19 protein-coding genes are annotated in these 19,890 nt (G+C 67.6%); 8 read left to right on the top strand and 11 right to left on the bottom strand.

The features are described from left to right. The first annotated feature begins 28 nt into the window (after nucleotides 1–28). Genes trpC through ABD05_RS08220 form a run of 3 tightly spaced genes read left to right on the top strand, consistent with a single transcriptional unit; the run spans nucleotide 29 to nucleotide 2,359 of the window. Nucleotides 29–814 carry an indole-3-glycerol phosphate synthase TrpC gene (gene trpC / locus ABD05_RS08230; protein ID WP_047899694.1) on the top strand — a complete coding sequence of 262 codons (786 nt, stop codon included), beginning with the start codon at nucleotides 29–31 and terminating at the stop codon, nucleotides 812–814. Next, nucleotides 814–1,440 carry a CYTH domain-containing protein gene (locus tag ABD05_RS08225; protein WP_047899693.1) on the top strand — a complete coding sequence of 209 codons (627 nt, stop codon included), beginning with the start codon at nucleotides 814–816 and terminating at the stop codon, nucleotides 1,438–1,440. Before trpC ends, ABD05_RS08225 begins: the two co-directional genes overlap by 1 nt. A gap of 13 nt (nucleotides 1,441–1,453) precedes the next feature. Then, nucleotides 1,454–2,359, top strand: a complete 906-nt coding sequence (locus tag ABD05_RS08220) for a uracil-DNA glycosylase (protein WP_047899692.1) — start codon at nucleotides 1,454–1,456, stop codon at nucleotides 2,357–2,359. A 108-nt stretch (nucleotides 2,360–2,467) separates the two neighbouring features. Here ABD05_RS08220 and ABD05_RS08215 read toward each other — a convergent pair whose 3' ends face one another. The 4 genes from ABD05_RS08215 to ABD05_RS08200 form a co-directional block, all read right to left on the bottom strand. Then, nucleotides 2,468–3,064, bottom strand: a complete 597-nt coding sequence (locus ABD05_RS08215; RefSeq protein WP_047899691.1) for an FMN-dependent NADH-azoreductase — start codon at nucleotides 3,062–3,064, stop codon at nucleotides 2,468–2,470. A 147-nt stretch (nucleotides 3,065–3,211) separates the two neighbouring features. Then, the gene (locus ABD05_RS08210) at nucleotides 3,212–5,011 is read right to left on the bottom strand and encodes a M61 family metallopeptidase (protein WP_047899690.1); all 1,800 of its coding nucleotides are present in this window, start codon (nucleotides 5,009–5,011) and stop codon (nucleotides 3,212–3,214) included. A 98-nt stretch (nucleotides 5,012–5,109) separates the two neighbouring features. Then, a complete protein-coding gene (locus ABD05_RS08205) occupies nucleotides 5,110–5,838 on the bottom strand; it encodes a DsbC family protein (RefSeq protein WP_047899689.1) in 729 nt (242 codons plus the stop codon). 90 nt (nucleotides 5,839–5,928) lie between these two features. Next, on the bottom strand, nucleotides 5,929–7,107 hold the full coding sequence (locus tag ABD05_RS08200) for a UbiH/UbiF family hydroxylase (protein WP_047899688.1): 1,179 nt from the start codon (nucleotides 7,105–7,107) through the stop codon (nucleotides 5,929–5,931). Between the two features lie 246 nt (nucleotides 7,108–7,353). Here ABD05_RS08200 and ychF point away from each other — a divergent pair, with 246 nt between their 5' ends. Beyond that, nucleotides 7,354–8,448 (top strand): redox-regulated ATPase YchF, encoded by a 1,095-nt coding sequence (gene ychF, locus ABD05_RS08195; RefSeq protein ID WP_047899687.1) that lies wholly within the window; start codon nucleotides 7,354–7,356, stop codon nucleotides 8,446–8,448. A gap of 170 nt (nucleotides 8,449–8,618) precedes the next feature. On the opposite strand, the gene gabP is transcribed toward ychF, so the two are convergent. From gabP to ABD05_RS08180, 3 genes are all read right to left on the bottom strand, one after another. Then, a complete protein-coding gene (gene gabP / locus ABD05_RS08190) occupies nucleotides 8,619–10,010 on the bottom strand; it encodes a GABA permease (protein ID WP_047899686.1) in 1,392 nt (463 codons plus the stop codon). Nucleotides 10,011–10,424: 414 nt separating this feature from the next. After that, nucleotides 10,425–10,769: an MmcQ/YjbR family DNA-binding protein gene (locus ABD05_RS08185; RefSeq protein WP_047899685.1), complete on the bottom strand. Its 345-nt coding sequence runs from the start codon at nucleotides 10,767–10,769 to the stop codon at nucleotides 10,425–10,427. Nucleotides 10,770–10,849: 80 nt separating this feature from the next. Continuing rightward, the gene (locus ABD05_RS08180; RefSeq protein ID WP_047899684.1) at nucleotides 10,850–12,124 is read right to left on the bottom strand and encodes an MFS transporter; all 1,275 of its coding nucleotides are present in this window, start codon (nucleotides 12,122–12,124) and stop codon (nucleotides 10,850–10,852) included. Nucleotides 12,125–12,316: 192 nt separating this feature from the next. Here ABD05_RS08180 and gcvA point away from each other — a divergent pair, with 192 nt between their 5' ends. The 3 genes from gcvA (at nucleotide 12,317) to ettA (ending at nucleotide 15,497) form a co-directional block, all read left to right on the top strand. Then, nucleotides 12,317–13,234, top strand: a complete 918-nt coding sequence (gene gcvA, locus ABD05_RS08175) for a transcriptional regulator GcvA (RefSeq protein WP_047899683.1) — start codon at nucleotides 12,317–12,319, stop codon at nucleotides 13,232–13,234. A gap of 102 nt (nucleotides 13,235–13,336) precedes the next feature. Further along, nucleotides 13,337–13,645: a DUF3761 domain-containing protein gene (locus ABD05_RS08170; protein WP_047899682.1), complete on the top strand. Its 309-nt coding sequence runs from the start codon at nucleotides 13,337–13,339 to the stop codon at nucleotides 13,643–13,645. A gap of 184 nt (nucleotides 13,646–13,829) precedes the next feature. Further along, nucleotides 13,830–15,497, top strand: coding sequence for an energy-dependent translational throttle protein EttA (gene ettA / locus ABD05_RS08165; protein WP_047899681.1), 1,668 nt, complete (start codon nucleotides 13,830–13,832; stop codon nucleotides 15,495–15,497). A gap of 137 nt (nucleotides 15,498–15,634) precedes the next feature. Here the strand turns inward: ettA and ABD05_RS08160 are convergent, their stop codons facing one another. The 4 genes from ABD05_RS08160 to ABD05_RS08145 are packed head-to-tail and all read right to left on the bottom strand — an operon-like array spanning nucleotide 15,635 to nucleotide 18,949. Continuing rightward, nucleotides 15,635–16,258, bottom strand: a complete 624-nt coding sequence (locus tag ABD05_RS08160; RefSeq protein WP_047899680.1) for an HAD family hydrolase — start codon at nucleotides 16,256–16,258, stop codon at nucleotides 15,635–15,637. Next, nucleotides 16,255–16,806 carry a cysteine hydrolase family protein gene (locus tag ABD05_RS08155; protein WP_047899679.1) on the bottom strand — a complete coding sequence of 184 codons (552 nt, stop codon included), beginning with the start codon at nucleotides 16,804–16,806 and terminating at the stop codon, nucleotides 16,255–16,257. The genes ABD05_RS08160 and ABD05_RS08155 overlap by 4 nt, the downstream gene beginning before the upstream one ends. 55 nt (nucleotides 16,807–16,861) lie before the next feature. Next, on the bottom strand, nucleotides 16,862–18,676 hold the full coding sequence (locus ABD05_RS08150; RefSeq protein WP_047899678.1) for an aminopeptidase P family protein: 1,815 nt from the start codon (nucleotides 18,674–18,676) through the stop codon (nucleotides 16,862–16,864). Nucleotides 18,677–18,694: 18 nt separating this feature from the next. Further along, the gene (locus tag ABD05_RS08145) at nucleotides 18,695–18,949 is read right to left on the bottom strand and encodes a DUF1129 domain-containing protein (RefSeq protein WP_006477062.1); all 255 of its coding nucleotides are present in this window, start codon (nucleotides 18,947–18,949) and stop codon (nucleotides 18,695–18,697) included. A gap of 171 nt (nucleotides 18,950–19,120) precedes the next feature. Here ABD05_RS08145 and ABD05_RS08140 point away from each other — a divergent pair, with 171 nt between their 5' ends. Next, on the top strand, nucleotides 19,121–19,882 hold the full coding sequence (locus ABD05_RS08140) for a response regulator transcription factor (RefSeq protein WP_047899677.1): 762 nt from the start codon (nucleotides 19,121–19,123) through the stop codon (nucleotides 19,880–19,882). Nucleotides 19,883–19,890: the final 8 nt, after the last annotated feature.

The raw sequence follows: 19,890 nt of genomic DNA, 5'->3' as shown, positions 1-19,890 counted from the left end.
TCCCCTTACGACTCAAGCAGGAATCCACATGAGCGACATTCTCGACCGAATCATCGCCGTCAAGCGCGAAGAAGTCGCGGCGGCCATCCGCAGCACGCCGCTCGAGGCACTGAAGCTGGACGCATCCGCGCGCGACCTGCGCGACTTCGTCGGTGCGCTGCGTGCGAAGCATGCGGCCGGCGACGCCGCGGTGATCGCCGAAATCAAGAAGGCAAGCCCGTCGAAGGGCGTGCTGCGCGAGCATTTCGTACCGGCCGACATCGCGCGCTCGTATGCAGCGCACGGCGCCGCGTGCCTGTCGGTGCTGACCGACGAACAGTTCTTCCAGGGCAGCGTCCGCTACCTCGAAGAGGCACGTGCGGCCTGCACGCTGCCGGTGCTGCGCAAGGACTTCATCGTCGACGCGTACCAGATCCTCGAAGCACGCGCGATGGGCGCCGACGCGATCCTGCTGATCGCCGCCGCGCTCGATACGCCGCTGATGCAGGATCTCGAAGCGTATGCGCACTCGCTCGGACTCGCCGTGTTGGTCGAAGTGCACGACCGCAACGAGATGGAACAGGCGTTGACGCTCAAGACGCCGCTGCTCGGCATCAACAACCGCAACCTGCGCACGTTCGAGACGTCGATCCAGACCTCGCTCGACATGCTCGACATGATTCCGCAGGACCGGATCGTCGTGACCGAATCGGGCATCCTGTCGCGTACCGACGTCGACACGATGCGCGCGGCGAACGTGAACACGTTCCTCGTCGGCGAAGCGTTCATGCGCGCCGAGCAGCCGGGCGAGGAACTCGCGCGGATGTTCTTCTGATGGCGATCGAAAAGGAAATCAAGCTCGCGCTGCCGGCCGGCCAGGCCGAGGCCGCGCGGCGCTTCTTCGAGACGCTGACCGGCGAACCCGGCCACGACATCACGCTCGCGAACGTCTATTACGACACGCCCGATCTCGCGCTGGCGCGCTCGAAGAGCGCGGTGCGCGTGCGCCGTGCGCCGCAAGGCTGGCTGCAGACGTTCAAGACGGTCGGCAGCGCGGAAGGCGGCCTGCATCGCCGCCACGAATGGGAACTGCCTGTCGCCGGCGACGCGCTCGAGATCGATGCGCTCGTCGCGGCCTGCGACGTGCCGGAAGCCGCCGCCGCACTGAATGACGCGGCGGGCGCGCTGCACGCGCTGTTCCGCACGGATTTTTCGCGTACGCTGTGGCGCATCGCAATCGGCGGCGCAACCGTCGAAGCCGCGGTGGACCTCGGCGAGATCGTCGTCCAGGCGGAACACGAAACGCGCCGCGAACCGATCAGCGAAATCGAACTCGAACTGATCGACGGCCCGGAAGCGGCGCTCGCGACGCTCGCCGCCGAACTGCAGCAGGCGCTGCCGGGCCTCGCTCCCGAAAACATCAGCAAGGCGCAACGCGGCTACCGGCTGCGCGCGCAATAAACACGCATCACGCATGGCAACCCGCAAGACTCCCCGCGCGCCGCAACAGGCGTCGCTGTTCGATGATCCCGCGCCGGAAACGGCACCGGCCGATCTTCCGTCCCCGGCTTCCGCGTCGCCCGCGGCCGGGCGCAAGCCCACAAGGAAAGCCGCTGCGCCGGCCCCGGCCTCTACGGCTCCTCAGCCCGTTGCCGCCGACGTCCCGCACCTCGCCGCGCAATTCGACGCGCTGCCGGCCGTCTGGCGCGACGTGCTGAAACCCTTTACCGACAGTGACGCGTACGCGCCGCTGTGCCGCTTCGTCGATGACGAGCGTGCGGCCGGCAAGTCGGTCTACCCGACCGACGTGTTCCGCGCGCTGCGCCTCACGAGCCCGGACGACGTAAAGGTCGTGATCCTCGGCCAGGACCCGTACCACGGCGACGATCGCGGCACGCCGCAGGCGCACGGTCTCGCGTTCTCGGTGCCGCCGGCCGTCCGCACGCCGCCGTCGCTGCGCAACATCTTCAAGGAAATCGCCGCGAACTTCGGTCACGACACGCCGCGCCACGGCTGCCTCGACACGTGGGCGCGCCAGGGCGTGCTGCTGCTCAACACCGTGCTGACGGTCGAGCGCGGCGCGGCCGCGAGCCACGCGAAGCGCGGCTGGGAGCAATGCACGGACACGCTGATCCGCGAACTCGCCGGCCGCCATCGCGGGCTCGTCTTCATGCTGTGGGGTGCGCACGCGCAGGCGAAGCGCGCACTGTTCGACGCGAGCGCGCATTGCGTGCTCGAGGCGCCGCATCCGTCGCCGCTGTCCGCGCACCGCGGCTTCCTCGGCTGCCGCCATTTCGCGCTCGCGAACGACTATCTGGTCGAAGCAGGCCGCGAACCGATCGACTGGCGCCTGCCGGAAGTGGCCGAGACGCTCGCGTAACGGCCGTGCCGGTTCTTTCACCGGCAGGAATGCAAAAACGCCGCGCCCTTTCCGGGACGCGGCGTTTTTTTCGGACGATGCAGCGGGTGCGTCGCACCCGCATCGACCTTACGCGGCAGCGATCGCTTCGCGTGCGCTGGCGAGCGCGGCGCTCTGCGCATCCGGCCCGAGGTTCAGGCCTTCCGCGAAGATGAAGCTCACGTCGGTCATGCCGACGAAGCCGAGGAACGTACGCAGGTACGGCGTCTGGCTGTCGTTCGGCGTACCGGCGTACTTGCCGCCGCGGGCCGTCACGACGTGGACCTTCTTGCCCTTGATCAGGCCTTCCGGACCGTTCTCGGTGTAGCGGAACGTGACGCCTGCACGTGCGATCCAGTCGAAGTACGTCTTCAGTTGCGACGAGATGCCGAAGTTGTACATCGGCGCGCCGATCACGATGATGTCGGCGGCTTGCAGTTCGGCGATCAGCGCATCGCTCTTCGCGACGATCGCATTCTGTTCCGCGGTGCGGTTCTCGGCCGGCGTGAAGAACGCGCCGAGCACCGATTCGTCGAGGTGCGGCAGCGCATCGGCGAGCAGATCGCGAACCACGACCTCTGCGCCGGGGTTCGATTGTTGCAGCTTTGCCGTCAGTTCGTTGGCCAGCAGCGTGGATTGCGCACCTTGCGAACGCGCAGCGGAATTGATTTGCAGAATGGTCGTCATGTCAGGCTCCGGTTGGGCTGCGCTTCGGTAGCGCGAGTGACGCCATTGTGCGTGGCCGCATTGGCCGGAAAAAGCGGGTTCAGGGCGACGGATTGTTGCAGCAGTAGAACAATTACGACTCGCGCCCCGATTCCCGCTACCGTGCACTCAGCCCTTCAGCCAGGCTTCCCGGGCCTTCGATGCCGCGGCCGGCTTCGCTGCCGCCGTCAGCCGGTAGCGCGTGACTTCCGGGCCGTCGAGCTTCAGTTTCGCGGTGCGCAGCTCGTCGCGGCGGAACGCGTGAACCTCGACCTTGTCGCCCGGCCGGTAGCGTGCGAGCAGCGCGTCAAGGTTGGTGCCGGTGACGCGCAACCCGTCGACCGCGATCAGCGTATCGCCGGCCGACAGCCCTGCGCGATGCGCTGCGCCGCCTTCATAGACAGCCGCGAACGTGCAGTCCGCGCCGCCGCGCAGGCGCGCGCCGATCGTCGGCTTCGCGGCCGCGCCGTTCGCGACATCGGGCGCGAGCGTCACGCCGAACGGCGCGAGCAGCTCGCCGAGCGGCAGGTCGCGCGTGCCGTGCACGGCGTCGGCGAACAGGCGGCCGAGCGCGACGCCCGTCGCCTCTTCGATCAGCGCCTCGACTTCGTTTTCCTCGACGCCCGCCTGCTTGCCGCGATAGAAATCGCGACCGTAGCGTTGCCACAACAGGCGCATCACGTCATCGAGCGACTTGCGATTGCGCGTCTGCGCGCGGATCGCGAGATCGAACGCGAGCGCGACGAGCGAACCCTTCGTGTAGTAGCTGACGATCGCGTTGGTCGCGTTCTCGTCCTGACGGTAGTACTTGATCCACGCATCGAACGAGCTTTCCGCGACGCTCTGCTTGAGCCGGCCCGTGCCGCGCAGCACGCCGCCGACCGTGCGGCCGAGCGCCGCGAAATATTCGTCCTGCGACATCAGCCCGCTGCGCACCAGCATCAGGTCGTCGTAATACGACGTGAAGCCTTCGAACAGCCACAGCAGCGACGTGTAGTTCTCGCGCGTCAGGTCGTACGGTACGAACGCCGCCGGCTTGATGCGCTTCACGTTCCACGTGTGGAAGTACTCGTGACTGCAGAGGCCGAGATACGTGCGATAGCCTTCCGACGTCTCGGGCCGCCCCTTCACCGGCAGGTCGGTGCGGTTGCAGATCAGCGCGGTCGATGCGCGATGCTCGAGGCCGCCGTAGCCGTCGCTGACCGCGAGCGTCATGAACACGTAGCGGTCCATCGGCGCCTTCTTCGATTTCGGCTCGAACAGCGCGATCTGCGCTTCGCACACGCGTTTCAGGTCGGTCTTCAGCCGCTCCAGGTCGAGCTGCGTCACGCGCCCCGCGATCACGATGTCGTGCGGCACGCCGTGCGCGTCGAATGTCGCGAGCGCGAATTCGCCGATCGTCACCGGATGGTCGGAAAGCTCGTCGTAGTTCGCTGCACCATACGCGCCGAAGCCGTAGCGCTTCGTGCCGCGCGCCTCGGGCAGCGCGGTGCCGACGCGCCACGCGCGGAATGCCGCGCCGGCCGGCTTCGCGATGTCGACCTCGCACGGCGCATCCTCGCGACCGGCGACGCTCAGGAACACGGCCGTCGCGTTGAAGAAGCCGCCCGATTCGTCGAGATACGCGGAGCGCACCGACAGGTCCCACGCATACACGTCGTAGCGCAGCGTCAGTGCGCCGGTCACGGGCGCGGCCTGCCACGTGTGCTTGTCGGTCTTCGCGATCCGCACCTTGCGGCCCGCGTCGTTGAACGCGCCGAGCGTCACGATGTTGCGCGCGAACTCGCGCACGAGGTAGCTGCCCGGAATCCACACCGGCAGCGAGAAGCGCTGGCCTTCGGGATCGGGATCGGCGACCGTCACCGACACTTCGAACAGGTGCGCGGCGAGATCTTTCGGGACAATCGAATAGCGGATCGGCTGGGTCATCGTGGCAATCGGTCGGGGCGGCGAAAACGAAGAGAGGCGCCGGCAGATCATGCGGGCGCCCCTCGCTGGCCGGGCCTGCGGCCCGGCGTGTCGGTCGGTTACTTGCTCGAGGCGAGCGCCTGGTTGAGCTGGTCGGCCGATACCGCGCCCGGCAGGCGGCGGCCGTCCGGCAGGAAGATCGTCGGCGTGCCCGTGACGTTCATCCCGCGGCCAAGCGCGAGGTTCTTGTCGAGCGCGGTGGTATCGCAGGTACCGGCGCCGGACGGCGCACGGTGGTCGAGCATCCAGCCCTCCCACGTCTTCGCGCGGTCGGTCGCGCACCAGATCGCCTTCGACTTCACGGTCGAATCCGGCGACAGCACCGGGTACAGGAACGTGTAGACGGTGACGTTGTCGACCGACTGCAGCGTCGTCTCGAGCTTCTTGCAATACGGGCAGTTCGGATCGGAGAACACCGCGATCTTGCGTGCGCCGTTGCCCTTGACGACCTTGATCGCATTCGCGAACGGCAGGCTCGCGAAGTCGATCTTGTTGACTTCGGACAGGCGTGCGTCGGTCAGGTTCTTGTGCGTCTTGGTGTCGACGAGATCGCCGAGCAGCACGTAGTCGCCGGCCGCGTCGCTATAGATGATCTGCGAGCCGAGGTTGACTTCGTAAAGGCCCGCGACCGGCGATTTCGACACGCTCTTGATCGGCGCGTCGCTGCCGAGACGGGCCTGCAGCGTGGCTTTCAGCTTGTCGGTGGTCTGGTCGGCCTGCGCGGTGCAGCCCAGCGTCGCCATCGTGACGGCCAGCGCCAGCGACGCGATCCGGATCGTTTTTTTCATCGAAATCTTCCTTCAGCTCAATCGGTATGCACGGCACAGTGTACGCCGTAACGGAACCGAGTCCGACCGGCGAAGCGGCCGAAGGTTCGATCAGCCGAGCGCGGCCGACACGAGCCAGCGCTTCACAAGCGGCTGCGCCCCGACGAAGGCCATGCCCGCATTGCGCACGGCCTTCGCGAGCGAGCCCGGCACCGCGAACAGCCGCTGCAGCCCGTCGGTCGCGACCATCAGCGCACGGATGTCCTCGCGGCGCGAACGCTCGTAGCGGCGCAGCAGCACCGTATCGCCGAGGTTGCGGAAACTTTCCTTGCCCGCGATCGCGTCGGCGAGCGCCGCGACGTCGCGCAGCCCGAGGTTCATCCCCTGCCCCGCGAGCGGGTGGATCAGGTGCGCGGCATCGCCGACGAGCGCGACGCGCGGCGCGATCAGCTTGTCGACCGTCTGCAGCGCCAGCGGGAAGCCGGCGGCCGGCGTCACGCATTCGAGCGTGCCGACCTGGCCGTGCGACACGCGCTCGACCTCGGCCGCAAGCTGCGCCGGATCGAGTGCGAGCAGTTTGTCCGCATGCGCGGTGTGCGCGGACCACACGAGCGACACGTGGCCGTCCGGCAGCGGCAGCAGCGCGACGATCTCGCCTTCGTGGAACCATTGCCAGGCCGTCTCGCGGTGCGGCAGCGACGCCTTGAAGTTCGCGACGACGCCCGTCTGCCGGTAGTCGCGCCGTTCGACCCTGGCCCCCATTTGGGAGCGTACCCATGAATGCGCGCCGTCTGCGCCGACGACGAGGTCCGCTTCCAGCACCTGCCCCGACGACAGCGTGAGCACGGCCGCATCGTCGCGCACGTCGAAGCCCTGCGCGCGCGCATCGAACCACGTCAGGTTCGGCTGGAACCGCAGCGCGGCGTCGAGCGAGGTTTCGACCAGCGACGATTCGGCGATCCACGCAAGCTGCGGCACGGAGGCCTGGTACGCGGAGAAATGCAGTTCGGCATGCGCATCGCCGTACACGCGCATGTCGTAGACGGGCGCGAGCCGGCTGTGGTCGAGCGCCTGCCAGACCCGCAGCCGCTCGAGCAAGGCCTGCGAGCTGGACGACAGCGCGTAGACGCGTGTGTCGAACGCGAGATCGGCGGGGCGCGGCGTGGCCGGCTGGGCGAGCAAGGCAGTCTTGTAGCCGGACTGGGTCAGCGCGAGCGCGGCCGTCTTGCCGACGAGCCCGCCGCCGACCACGGCGACGTCGAAGGAGTGGTGGGCAGTCATGGCGGGCATTATAGCCGCGGGGCCAAACCCTTACGCGGCCGGACTTTGCGGGAAATCAGCAGAATCGCAGGCCGATGCGGCCGCGCGGCGGCCCGCCGCATCGGCCGTTCGGCGCAACCCCGGAATCCGGGGCGTCGGCACGGTACAATAGCGCCTTTGACCGTCGGCCTGCCGCGCCCCAGGCGCCGGCCGCCCTTTTTTCCCGCGCCGCCGTGCCCTGTCCGGCCGCGCCGCCTTACCCGTCCGAAGGATTCCATGAGTCTCAAATGCGGCATCGTCGGCTTGCCCAACGTCGGCAAGTCCACCCTGTTCAATGCGCTGACCAAGGCCGGCATCGCCGCCGAGAACTACCCGTTCTGCACGATCGAGCCGAACGTCGGCATCGTCGAAGTGCCCGATACGCGCCTGAAGGGGCTCTCCGAGATCGTCAAGCCCGAGCGCGTCGTGCCGGCCGTCGTCGAATTCGTCGACATCGCGGGCCTCGTCGCGGGCGCAAGCAAGGGTGAAGGCCTCGGCAACCAGTTCCTCGCGAACATCCGCGAAACCGATGCGATCACGCACGTCGTGCGCTGCTTCGAGGACGAGAACGTCATTCACGTGGCCGGCAAGGTCAGCCCGATCGACGACATCGAGGTGATCAACACCGAACTCGCGCTCGCCGATCTCAGCACCGTCGAGAAGGCGCTCACGCGGTATTCGAAGGCCTCGAAGTCGGGCAACGACAAAGAAGCGGCCAAGCTCGTCGCGGTGCTCGACAAGGTGCGCGCGCAGCTCGACCAGGGCAAGGCCGTGCGCGGCCTCGCGCTGTCGGACGACGAAGAGGCGCTGCTCAAGCCGTTCTGCCTGATCACCGCGAAGCCTGCGATGTACGTCGCCAACGTGAAGGACGACGGCTTCGAGAACAATCCGCACCTCGATGCGGTGCGCAAGTACGCTGAAAGCGAGAATGCGCCGGTGGTCGCCGTGTGCGCGGCAATCGAGGCGGAAATCGCCGATCTCGACGACGCGGACAAGGAAGCGTTCCTCGCCGACATGGGCATGGCAGAGCCGGGCCTCGACCGCGTGATCCGCGCGGGCTTCAAGCTGCTCGGCCTGCAGACCTACTTCACCGCGGGCGTGAAGGAAGTGCGCGCGTGGACGATCCATATCGGCGACACGGCGCCGCAGGCGGCCGGCGTGATCCACACCGACTTCGAGCGCGGCTTCATCCGCGCGCAGACGATCGCGTTCGACGACTTCATCGCGTACAAGGGTGAACAGGGCGCGAAGGAAGCCGGCAAGATGCGCGCGGAAGGGAAGGAATATGTCGTGCACGACGGGGATGTGATGAACTTCCTGTTCAACGTCTGACACCTGCATCGGCACGATGCCGTGCGATTCGCATGGCATCGCGCAGCACGTGCTCCGGCACGGCAAACAAATGGCCCGACCGGCAAGCGCCGATCGGGCCATTTTTCATCGCGGAATTTCCCCGCCAGCCGACGGCGAACGCTTGCGCCCGCCGCCGCTTCGCCGCTGCCTCACATCGCCGACACCCGCCGCCCCGCGTTCGCCTGCGCATCGCGACCGCGTTTGTTCAGCCACGACGCGAGCAGCACGATCAACGCCAGCACGGCCGTCGCACCGACTTCCATCCGGTGATCCTCGCTGACGAACATCACGGTCAGCGTGCCGCAGATGAACAGGATCACCGCCCACGTGAGCCACGGGAACATCCACATCCGCAGCGTCAGGTCGGCGCCGCTCGATTCGAGCGTCTTGCGCATCCGCAGCTGCGAGATCGCGATCACGAGATACACGAGCAGCGCGATTGCGCCCGACGTCGCGAGCAGGAAGCCGAACACCTGCTCCGGCATCAGGTAGTTCGCGATCACGGTCACGAAGCCGAATGCGGTCGACGCGAGCACTGCCGCACGCGGCGTGCCGGTCGAATCGGTGCGGTGCAGGAACGCAGGCGCGTCCTTGCGCTTCGACAGCGAGAACAGCATCCGCGACGCCGTGTACAGCGCCGAATTCAGGCAGCTCGCGACCGATACGAGCACGATCACGTCGATGATCGCTTTCGCGTTCGGGATGCCGATCAGCTCCATCGCGCGCTGATACGAGCCGTGCTTCGGGAGCAGCGGGTCGTTCCACGGCACGATGGCCGCGACGACGAGGATCGAGCCGAGATAGAACAGCGTGATGCGCCAGATCACCGAGTTCGTCGCACGCACGATCTGGCGTTGCGGGTTGTCCGATTCGGCGGCCGCGATCGTCACGATCTCGGTGCCGAGGAACGAGAACATCGTCGTCAGCATCGCCGCCAGCACCGCACCGGCGCCGTTCGGCATGAAACCTTGATGCGCGAACAGGTTCGACACGCCCGATACCGCCGGCGCGGGGATGATCCCGACGATCGCCGCACCGCCGATGCACAGGAACACGACGATCGCGACAACCTTGATCAGCGCGAACCAGAATTCGAATTCGCCGTAGTTTTTGACGGAAAAGAGGTTGGTGACGGTGAGCAGCAGCGTGATGCCGAGCGCGAAGATCCAGGTCGCGATGCCCGGGAACCAGGCATTGAGGATGGTCGCGGCGGCCGTTGCCTCGATCGGGATCACGAGCACCCAGAACCACCAGTACAGCCAGCCGATCGAGAAGCCGGCCCAGTGGCCGATCGCGCGATCGGCATAGGTCGAGAACGAGCCGCTGTCCGGATGCGCGACGGCCATCTCGCCGAGCATGCGCATCACCAGGACGACCAGCACGCCCGCGATCGCATACGCGAGTATCGACGCCGGGCCAGCTTCCGCGATCGCGTGGCCGGAGCCGACGAACAAGCCCGCGCCGATCACGCCGGCAATCGACATCATCGTCACGTGACGCTGCTTCAGGCCCGTGCCGAGGCCTGTGTTGCTTCCACTCATCTGTCTCTCTCCAAAAAACGGTTCCGATACGACCGGGTGTCGCGTGAAGGCGGCGCGGGGAGTTGTCGTTCTTGAATCCGGCTGCGACCGTGCATGCATCGCACACGGGCATGAGGCCGGATGGGGCCGTTCGGGTCGGTGCGCCGCGCAGTCTGCGAAGCTGCGGGTGCGATGCGGCGCGCAGGGCGCCGGCGCATCGCGTACGCCCTTTCCATCGGCTTTCGTCAGCCGCCTTCGAAGCGAAGGAGTGTAAGCATCAAACGGTTCTTCACTAAGAACCAATTGAAGAATTTCGATGGAACCACTTGTTGCATCGACGCGAACCGATGCAACGCTTGGTCCGGTCGGCGCCGGCTCGCGCGCCGTCAGGGCGCTTGCGTCGAAGGCAATCCGGCCGCGTGGCGCGCCGGACGCTCAGTTCCCGCCGCGCGCCGCTTCATCCCGCCATTTGGCAGGCACGATCGCGTGCCATTCTCGCAGAAGCAGGTTTTTCACGGCGTCGGGATGCGCAGCCGACAGGCGTACCAGCACGATCGGCCAGCCCACGTAGTGATCGGTCACGTAATACACGTCGGGCTCCGACTCGATCAGCCACGCGCGTTCGTCGGGGCCGACGCCCTTCACGACGAGCGTGTCGCCGTCCTCGCGCAGCCGCGCGAGCATCTTGCCCTTCACCTTGAGTGCGGGCGTGCCGTACGACGTACCTTCCTCGACGCCGCGCCACGCCAGCGCGATCTGCCGGACTTCGTCGAATGTCACGATGCCTCCCCGACCGCTGGTCGATGGTTGTGGTCCGGCCACCCTATCGGAAATCGCGCGGCACGCCCAGCGGCACGTGCCTATCCGCCGGCCGCACGTGCGGCCACCGGCGCGCGTCCGGTGGTCGCGACGATGGCGAATGCGATCGCGTTCGCGACGGCGCTCGCGAGGATCGGCACGAGATAGCCGCCTCCCGCGTCGTAGATGAAGCCGGCGGCGGCCGGCCCGATCAGCGTGCCGAACGCGACGCTCGTGTACAGGATGCCGATGATCGCGCTCACGTTGCGGCCGCCGAAGTAGTCCATCACGACTGCCGGCAGCACGGCGACCCAGCCGCCGTAGAACACGCCGAACACGAGTGCGAACGCGGCAAGCGTCGCGACGGTGCCGGCGCCCGCCCACGCGACGAGCGCAACGGCCATGCCCGCGAACATCGCGAGCAGCGATGCGCGGCGGCCGAAGCGGTCGGCAAGGCCGCCGAGGAAAAAGCGGCCGGCCGTGCTGCCGACGCCGATCGCACCGAGCAGCAGCACGGCCGTCGACGGCGCGACACCATGATCGAGCGCGTACGGCACGAGGTGAACGAACGGGACGAACACGCCGAACGAGCACACGAGACATGCGGCGTAGAGGCTCGCGAACGGCCGCGACGTCACGGCCTCGCGCACTGTCGCACCAGCGTGCACGGCCGCGGCAGCCGCGCCGGCTACGGAAGCGCCGGCATTCCGGCCGCCGTCGCCGGCGGCATCGCCGTCCGGCAGCAACCTGCGCCCGCGTGGATCGTTCTCGATCAGCAGCGACATGCCTGCCCCCAGGACCACCGCGATCACTGCCAGCGTGAAATACGCGCCGCGCCAGCCGACATGCGCGATCAGCGCGGACGCGAGCGGCGGCATCACGAGCGTGCCGACGCCGATCCCCGCGACCGCGAGCCCCGACGCGAAACCGCGCCGCCGCACGAACCAGCGCTGCACCGCGCCGACCGCCGGCACGTACGCACAGCCGACGCCGAGACCGACGCCAAGCCCGTACGCGACATAAACCTGCACCAGCGTATGCGCGGCGCCGGCGGCCGCGAGCCCGGCGCCCGTCAGCAGCATGCCGGCGACGGCGAGCCGCCGCGAACCGAAGCGATCCGCAAGCGGCCCGCTGACGATGCCGAAGCCGAAATACAGGAAGCCGGCGAGCGAGAACACGAGCGAGATCTGCCCGCGCGATGCGGCGAAATCGCGCTGCAGCGACTCGACGAACGCGCTGAACGTATACGCGCTGCCGAACCCGACGAACGTGACGGCGAACGCGGCCGCGACCACGTACCAGCCGTAGAAGAGGCGCGATGCGCCCGGGCGGTTCATGACGATGCTCCTCTCAGGTCCCACCGAACGCCGCGCGGCATCCGGATTGCCTCATGGATATAGTTGAACTATGTTGATCGCATCGGCCACCGCAAGGCAGCCCTGAAGAACGTGATCCGATGCGACAACGGTACTCGCGCGTACGCGTCGCCTCAAACGATATTTCGTCGGCCTTTCGCTTTAGAAAAACTAATGAATCGTTCCCGCCTGCCGCCGCTCAACGCGCTGCGTGCATTCGAAGCGGCCGCCCGCCACCTGTCGGTGAAATCGGCGGCCGAGGAGCTGTCGGTCACGCCCGGCGCGGTGAGCCAGATGATCCGCGCGCTCGAGACGCATCTCGGCGTGCAACTGTTCGAGCGCGTCAACCGCGGCATCCTGCTGACGGCCGCCGGTCGCGACTACCTGCCGCCGGTGCGCAACGCGTTCCGGCAGATCGCCGATGCGTCGCAGCGTGTGTCGGGCGCCGCCGACAGCGGCGTGCTGACGGTGAGCGTCACGCCGTTCTTCGCATCCGCGTGGCTCGTACCGCGCCTCGCGCAGTTCCGGCACGCGTGCCCGGACGTCGACCTGCAGATCGTCACGAGCCATGCACTCGCGGATTTCGCGCGCGATGGCGTGGACGTCGCGATCCGTCACGGCCTCGGTCGCTACATCGGGCTGTGCAGCGAGCGCCTGCTGACGGTGGAGATCGTCGCGCTCGCGTCGCCCGAACTCGTCGCGCGGCTCGGCATGCCGGCGACCCCGGCCGATCTCGTCGGCTGGCCGCACCTGCACGACGCCGAACGAAAGGGCTGGCACATCTGGTTCGGCGCGCAGCGAATCGACGATTTCGGCCCGCCGCGCGGCCCCGCATTCGACGACGCGGGCCTGTTGATGCAGGCGATCGTCGCCGGCCAGGGCGCCGGGCTGCTGCCGGCCGCAATGGTGCGCAGCGAGCTCGAAAGCGGCCGGCTCGTGCAGCTCGCCGACCTCGCGTGGCTCGACGATTTCGCGTACTACCTCGTCTATCCGCCGCATCACGCGGAACGGCCGAAGGTCGCCGCGTTCCGCCGGTGGATTCTCGACGCCGCGCAGGCCGACGGCGCGGCATCGATGTCCGGCGCGGCGTAACGCCGCTTCACCGCGAGGCGCCAGCGCCGCCCGCTGGCCGATCGGCTAACATGCGGCGCGGGCCACCGGCCCGACATCGATAACAACAGACCGAGAGAGACCATGCCTGCCCTGCTCCGCCGCGCGACGCGCGTTGCGACACTGTCGATCGCGCTCTTCGTCGCCTGCGCCGACCTGCCTCCTTCCGCATATGCGTACCGCGCGCCGCCCGGTTACGGCAACGAAGCCGATCTCGACCGTCACGACACGTATCGCAACCGCGACGGCGAAACCGTGCATGCGCCCGCGCGTTCGAAATCGGGCCGCGTGCCCGACGGCGCAAGCGCGCGCTGCCGCGACGGCACGTACAGCTTCAGCCGCCACCGGCGCGGCACGTGCTCGGGGCACGGTGGCGTGGCCGCGTGGCTGTGACCGCCGCGCGCCCGAATGCCTGCGTCGTGCCAGCGACGCCCGGCGGCGAAGTACAATAGCCGCTCGCGCCGCCGACACACGGCGACGCCGCCGCGCCTCGCGCGGCACGCTCCGTACCGAATCACCCGACGCCGCCATGCCAGCGCGCTGCGCGGCCGTCTCAACTTCTGACTTTCACACCCAAATGGCCCAATACGTTTTCACGATGAACCGGGTCGGCAAGATCGTGCCGCCCAAGCGCCAGATCCTGAAGGACATCTCGCTGTCGTTCTTTCCCGGTGCGAAGATCGGCGTGCTCGGCCTGAACGGCTCGGGCAAGTCGACGCTGATCCGCATCATGGCGGGCGTCGACAAGGACATCGAAGGCGAAGCGACGCCGATGCCGAACCTGAACATCGGCTACCTGCCGCAGGAACCGCAGCTCGACCCGACGAAGACCGTGCGCGAAGCCGTCGAGGAAGGGCTCGGCGACCTGTTCCAGGCCAACAAGAAGCTTGAAGAAATCTACGCGGCGTATGCCGAGCCGGACGCCGACTTCGACGCGCTCGCGGCCGAACAGGCGAAGTACGAGGCGATCCTCGCATCGAGCGACGGCGGCAGCCCCGAGCAACAGCTCGAAGTGGCCGCCGACGCGCTGCGCCTGCCGGCGTGGGACGCGAAGGTCGAGCACCTGTCGGGCGGCGAAAAGCGCCGCGTCGCACTGTGCAAGCTGCTGCTCGAAAAGCCCGACATGCTGCTGCTCGACGAACCCACCAACCACCTCGACGCCGAATCGGTCGACTGGCTCGAGCAGTTCCTGGTGCGCTTCCCGGGCACCGTCGTCGCCGTCACGCACGATCGCTACTTCCTCGACAACGCAGCCGAGTGGATTCTCGAACTCGACCGCGGCCACGGCATTCCGTGGAAGGGTAACTACAGCAGCTGGCTCGACCAGAAGGAAGAGCGCCTGAAGCAGGAAGAAGCGTCGGAATCGGCGCGCCAGAAGGCGATCAAGAAGGAACTGGAGTGGGTGCGCCAGAACCCGAAGGGCCGGCAGGCGAAGTCGAAGGCGCGTATCGCGCGCTTCGAGGAGCTGAACAGCCAGGAATACCAGAAGCGCAACGAGACGCAGGAAATCTTCATTCCGGTCGGCGACCGCCTCGGCAATGAAGTGATCGAGTTCAAGAACGTCAGCAAGGCGTTCGGCGACCGCCTGCTGATCGACAACCTGAACCTGAAGATCCCGGCCGGCGCGATCGTCGGCATCATCGGCCCGAACGGCGCCGGCAAGTCGACGCTGTTCCGGATGCTGACGGGCAAGGAGCAGCCGGATTCGGGCGAGGTCGTGATGGGCCCGACGGTGAAGCTCGCGTACGTCGACCAGAGTCGCGATGCGCTCGACGGCACGAAGACTGTGTTCGAGGAAATCTCGGGCGGCGCCGACGTGCTGACGGTCGGCAAGTACGAGACGCCGTCGCGCGCGTACATCGGCCGCTTCAACTTCAAGGGCGGCGACCAGCAGAAGATCGTCGGCAACCTGTCCGGCGGTGAACGCGGCCGCCTGCATCTCGCGAAGACGCTGATCTCGGGCGGCAACGTGCTGCTGCTCGACGAACCGTCGAACGACCTCGACGTCGAAACGCTGCGTGCGCTGGAAGACGCGCTGCTCGAATTCGCGGGCTCGGTGATGGTGATCTCGCACGATCGCTGGTTCCTCGACCGGATCGCGACGCACATCCTCGCGTTCGAAGGCGATTCGCAGGTCACGTTCTTCGACGGCAACTACCAGGAGTACGAAGCCGACAAGCGTGCGCGCCTCGGCGAGGAAGCCGCGAAGCCGCACCGACTGCGCTACAAGCCGATCAGCCGCTGACCGGCGCGGCCCGGGCGCCCGGCACTGCGGCAACGCGGGGGCCGGATGCCGAAGGTGGCCGCATCCGGATCGGCACAAAGACAAAGCGGGCCCGTGGCCCGCTTTTTTTTATCTGCTGAACGCTCGCCCGCTGCTTGTTATGCGAGCGCGCCCAGCTCGCGCAGCCGCGCCTCGGTCGCCGCCGCGCTCGTGTGATGAATGCCGTGCCAGCCGAGCGCCGTCGCGGCCGCCGCGTTGTTCGCGTTGTCGTCGATGAACACGAGCTCGTGCGGCGCAATACCCGGCAGGTGCGGTTCGATCCGCTCATGCATCTCGCGGTAGATCGCCGGATCGGGTTTCACGAGCTTCACGCGACCCGACACGACGATGTCCTTGAACCGCCGCAGCACCGGGAAGTTGTCCCACGCATACGGAAACGTCTGCGCGGACCAGTTCGTCAGCCCGAACAGCGGCATCCCCTGCGCGTCGAGCCGGTCGACGAGCGCGGCGCCTTCGTCCAGCACGCCGCCGATCATCTCGTGCCAGCGTGCATAGAACGCACGGATCAGCGCCTCGTGCTCCGGAAACTTCGCGACGAGCTCGGCCGTGCCTTCCTCGATCGTCTGCCCGCCGTCCTGGCGAATCACCCAGTCCATCGCGCAGACATGCGTGAGGAACCAGCGACGCTCGGCGTCGTCGGGAATCAGTTGCCGGTAAAGGTAGTCGGGGCTCCAGTCGATCAGCACGCCGCCGAAATCGAACACCACGGCCTTGATCGTCATGCGAACTCCGTCGCAAGCACGTCGGCGAGCGGACGCGGCGTGACCGCGTTGCCCGACAGCGAATTGTTTGTCCAGATGAAGTGGTGATGCGCGACGATCTGCGCGGCCGACAGGTGCGCGCGCTCGTTCGTCGTATGCAGGTCGGACACGACGGTCGTCCGGTAGCCGAGCAGCGCCGCACGGCGTGCGGCCGAATCGACGCAGAACTCGGTCGCATAGCCGCAGATCAGCACCGAACGGATACCGTGGCGGTCGAGCTGAGCCGCGAGCGGCGTGTCGTGGAACGAGTCGCTCACCTGCTTGCGCACGCGCCAGTCGTCGCTTTCGACGACCAGCCCCGCATGCAGCTCCCAGCCCGCCGTGCCGGGCACGATATCGTCGTCCGCATCGCCGTCGTGCTGCACGAAGCACACGGGCGCGTTCGCCGCGCGCGCGGCCGCCGTCAACCGGTTGATGCCCGACACGACGTCGTCGAGCCGGTACGCGGGCTGCGCCCGCTCCACCAGCCCGCGCTGCATGTCGACCACGATCACTGCGGTGTCCGCCATTTGTTGCCCTCGCTGTTGTGGTTCGGCCGTCGTCCGGCCGTTATCGCACGTCGCATCAGATCGGCTGCGTGCGCGCGTCGAGCCACGCCTTCGCGTCGCCGCTCAGATGCCGGCCGACGCGCTCGCGCACCGTCGCGTGATACGTGTTCAGCCACGCGCGCTCTTCGTCATGCAGCATCGCGATCAGCACGCAGCGCGTGTCGATCGGGCACAGCGTCAGCGTCTCGAACGCAAGGAAATCGCCGAACTCGGTCTTCCCGGCCGCACGGTTCACGACCAGGTTCTCGATCCGGATGCCCCACTGGCCGGGCCGGTACACGCCCGGCTCGATCGACGTGATCATCCCCTCTTCCATCGCCGTGTACGGCTCGGCCGGCGCGTAGTGCGAAATGACCTGCGGGCCTTCGTGCACGTTCAGGAAGTAGCCGACGCCATGCCCCGTGCCGTGGCCGTAGTCGAGCCCGGCCGCCCACATCGGCGCACGCGCGATCGCGTCGAGCATCGGCGAGCGGATGCCGCGCGGGAAGCGTGCGCGCGACAGCGCCATCATCGATTTCAGCACGATCGTGAAATCGCGCCGCTGCAGGTCGCTGACAGTGCCGACCGGCACGACGCGCGTGACGTCGGTCGTGCCCGTCACGTACTGGCCGCCCGAATCGATCAGCAGCAGGCCGTTGCCGGCGATCGTCGCGTGCGACTCGGGCGTCGCGTGGTAATGCGGCATCGCGCCGTTCGCGTTGAAGCCGGCGATCGTCGCGAAGCTCGGCGACACATAGCCGGGGCGCCGCGCGCGTGCGGCCGTGAGTTTCTCCTCGATCGTCAGCTCGGTGATCGTCTCGCGGTTCACCACCTGCTCGAACCATGTGAAGAATTCCGCGAGCGCGGCGCCGTCGTGCTCCATCGTCACGCGCACGTGCTCGATCTCGGCGGACGTCTTGCGCGACTTCGCGAACGTCGACGGATTCACGGCCTCGACGAGCTTCACGCCGGCCGGCACGGCCTCGAGCGTGCCGAATGTCACGCGGCGCGGGTCGACCAGCAGCGTCGCGCCGTCGGGCAACGCAGCGAGCGATGCGCGTGCGGCATCGTATGCACGGACGTCGACGCCGTCCTGCGCGAGCGACGCGGCCAGCGCCGGCGACACCTTGCCGTCGGCGACGAACAGCGTCGCGCGATCGGCGCCGATCATTGCGTGCGCAACGAACACGGGATTGAAGCTGACGTCGGCGCCGCGCAGGTTGAACAGCCAGGCGAGGTCGTCGAGCGTCGACACGAAATGCCACTGCGCGCCCTGCGCGAGCATCGCGCGGCGCACTTCGGCCAGCTTGCTCGCGCGCGTCGTGTCGGCCTGCGGCGCCGCGTGCTCGAACACCGCGTCGCCGGGCAGCCCCGGCCGCTCGGGCCAGATCGCGTCGAGCAGGTCGAGATCGGTGCGCAGCGCGATGCCGCGCGCGCTCAGCGCGGCCGTCAGCCCGCGTGCAGCCGCGACACCGAGCACGGCGCCGTCGACGCCGACCGTCGTGCCCGCCGCCACGTTCTGCGCGAGCCAGTCGACGTGCGGCGCGCTCTGCTGCCCGCCCGTCATCTTCATCAACTGCACGCCCGTGCCGGCCAGTTCGGCATCGGCCTGCACCCAGTAGCGGCTGTCGACCCACAGCCCCGCGAAATCCGCGGTCACGACCAGCGTGCCGACCGAGCCCGTGAAGCCGGACAGCCAGCGGCGGGCCTGCCAGCGCTCGGGCAGGTATTCGGACAGATGGGGATCGGCGGACGGCACGAGATAGGCGGCCAGGTCCTCGCGGGCCATGGCGCCGCGCAGCAGCGCGAGGCGGGCCGGCACCGACGAGACTTCGGGAAGACGGGCATTCATGATTTCACCTGAGAGCATTCAGCGACGGGCCGACAGCGCGACCGTCACGGCTACGGCAAGGAACGCGACGCCGGTGCAGACCGGCCATTCGAGCGTCTCGCCATCGTAAAACAGTCCAGAGAGATTGCCGACCATGCGGGCGGCAGCCGCGCCCACGATGCCGACGAGCACCGCGATCCACCAGGCCGGCCGGCCCGTGCGCCGCATCGGGTGCAGCCATCGGCCGAACAGCCCGACGGCCGCTCCCAGGACAAGGATTCCAAACCAGTTCATTCGACGCCTTCTATAAATTCGGATTCGTCCAATAGGCGTGAACGTTGCCAGCGGCTAGCATCGATTCATCCATCGAACCCGAGACCAGCCGGGCGCCGCGAACATTCGAGTGTAGGGGCCGACTCGACGTTATGGCAAGCGCGCACCGGCTGCCGTATTGAAGAAACTCTCATGCGAATCGCTCTGATCGATCCGGAGGCGCGTCATGCCGCACTCCTGAACCGCCTGCTCTTTGCGGGCGGTCATGTGTGCCACGCGTTTTCGTCCAGCACGGCGTTCTTCGAATGGCTCGCCACCGACACCTGCGACATGCTGATCACCGGCAACTGGGCCGGCGACCAGCCTGCCGAGGAAGTCATTCCGCGCGCGCAGGCGATCCTGCCCGGGCTGCCGGCCATCGCCGTGATGCAGCTGCCGCGCGAAAGCGAAATCGTATCGTGCCTGCACGCAGGCGCCGACGATTGCCTCGTGCGCCCCGTGAGCGGGCCCGAGCTGCTCGCGCGCGTCAACGCGCTGAGCCGGCGCGCCGGCGTGCGCCGACCACCGACCCGCTCGCGCGAAATGTATGGAGAATATGCATTCGACGCGACGCACTGCCTTGTGCGCTTCGGCAACGCAATCGTTTCACTCACGCCCAAGGAGTTCCGCTTCGCGCAGTTGCTGTTCGCGAACCTGTCGCGGCCCGTGTCGCGTGCCCATATCCTCGAAACGGTGTGGGCGCGCCGCCGCGACATGAAGTCGCGCACGCTCGACACGCACGCATCCCGGCTGCGCAGCAAGTTGCAGTTGCTTCCGGAGCGTGGTTACCGCCTGTTGCCGCTCTACGGCTACGGCTATCAGCTCGACCGCGTACCGATCGAGCCCCCAAATTCCCGGCCCCGGCACGCTGATGCTCGGTACACGGCGAGTGAGGAAATCGCTGAAACGCTATAATATGGGGC

It is taken from the genome of Burkholderia pyrrocinia, from assembly GCF_001028665.1.
GTDB lineage: Bacteria > Pseudomonadota > Gammaproteobacteria > Burkholderiales > Burkholderiaceae > Burkholderia > Burkholderia pyrrocinia.
Note: the sequence above shows the minus strand (reverse complement) of the source record. Positions and strands in the feature narration are given on the sequence as shown.

Coding starts and splice junctions, on each gene's coding strand:
- trpC (WP_047899694.1), top strand. CDS start 29: ATGAGCGACATTCTCGACCGAATCATCGCCGTCAAGCGCGAAGAAGTC.
- ABD05_RS08225 (WP_047899693.1), top strand. CDS start 814: ATGGCGATCGAAAAGGAAATCAAGCTCGCGCTGCCGGCCGGCCAGGCC.
- ABD05_RS08220 (WP_047899692.1), top strand. CDS start 1,454: ATGGCAACCCGCAAGACTCCCCGCGCGCCGCAACAGGCGTCGCTGTTC.
- ABD05_RS08215 (WP_047899691.1), bottom strand. CDS start 3,064: ATGACGACCATTCTGCAAATCAATTCCGCTGCGCGTTCGCAAGGTGCG.
- ABD05_RS08210 (WP_047899690.1), bottom strand. CDS start 5,011: ATGACCCAGCCGATCCGCTATTCGATTGTCCCGAAAGATCTCGCCGCG.
- ABD05_RS08205 (WP_047899689.1), bottom strand. CDS start 5,838: ATGAAAAAAACGATCCGGATCGCGTCGCTGGCGCTGGCCGTCACGATG.
- ABD05_RS08200 (WP_047899688.1), bottom strand. CDS start 7,107: ATGCCCGCCATGACTGCCCACCACTCCTTCGACGTCGCCGTGGTCGGC.
- ychF (WP_047899687.1), top strand. CDS start 7,354: ATGAGTCTCAAATGCGGCATCGTCGGCTTGCCCAACGTCGGCAAGTCC.
- gabP (WP_047899686.1), bottom strand. CDS start 10,010: ATGAGTGGAAGCAACACAGGCCTCGGCACGGGCCTGAAGCAGCGTCAC.
- ABD05_RS08180 (WP_047899684.1), bottom strand. CDS start 12,124: ATGAACCGCCCGGGCGCATCGCGCCTCTTCTACGGCTGGTACGTGGTC.
- gcvA (WP_047899683.1), top strand. CDS start 12,317: ATGAATCGTTCCCGCCTGCCGCCGCTCAACGCGCTGCGTGCATTCGAA.
- ABD05_RS08170 (WP_047899682.1), top strand. CDS start 13,337: ATGCCTGCCCTGCTCCGCCGCGCGACGCGCGTTGCGACACTGTCGATC.
- ettA (WP_047899681.1), top strand. CDS start 13,830: ATGGCCCAATACGTTTTCACGATGAACCGGGTCGGCAAGATCGTGCCG.
- ABD05_RS08160 (WP_047899680.1), bottom strand. CDS start 16,258: ATGACGATCAAGGCCGTGGTGTTCGATTTCGGCGGCGTGCTGATCGAC.
- ABD05_RS08155 (WP_047899679.1), bottom strand. CDS start 16,806: ATGGCGGACACCGCAGTGATCGTGGTCGACATGCAGCGCGGGCTGGTG.
- ABD05_RS08150 (WP_047899678.1), bottom strand. CDS start 18,676: ATGAATGCCCGTCTTCCCGAAGTCTCGTCGGTGCCGGCCCGCCTCGCG.
- ABD05_RS08145 (WP_006477062.1), bottom strand. CDS start 18,949: ATGAACTGGTTTGGAATCCTTGTCCTGGGAGCGGCCGTCGGGCTGTTC.
- ABD05_RS08140 (WP_047899677.1), top strand. CDS start 19,121: ATGCGAATCGCTCTGATCGATCCGGAGGCGCGTCATGCCGCACTCCTG.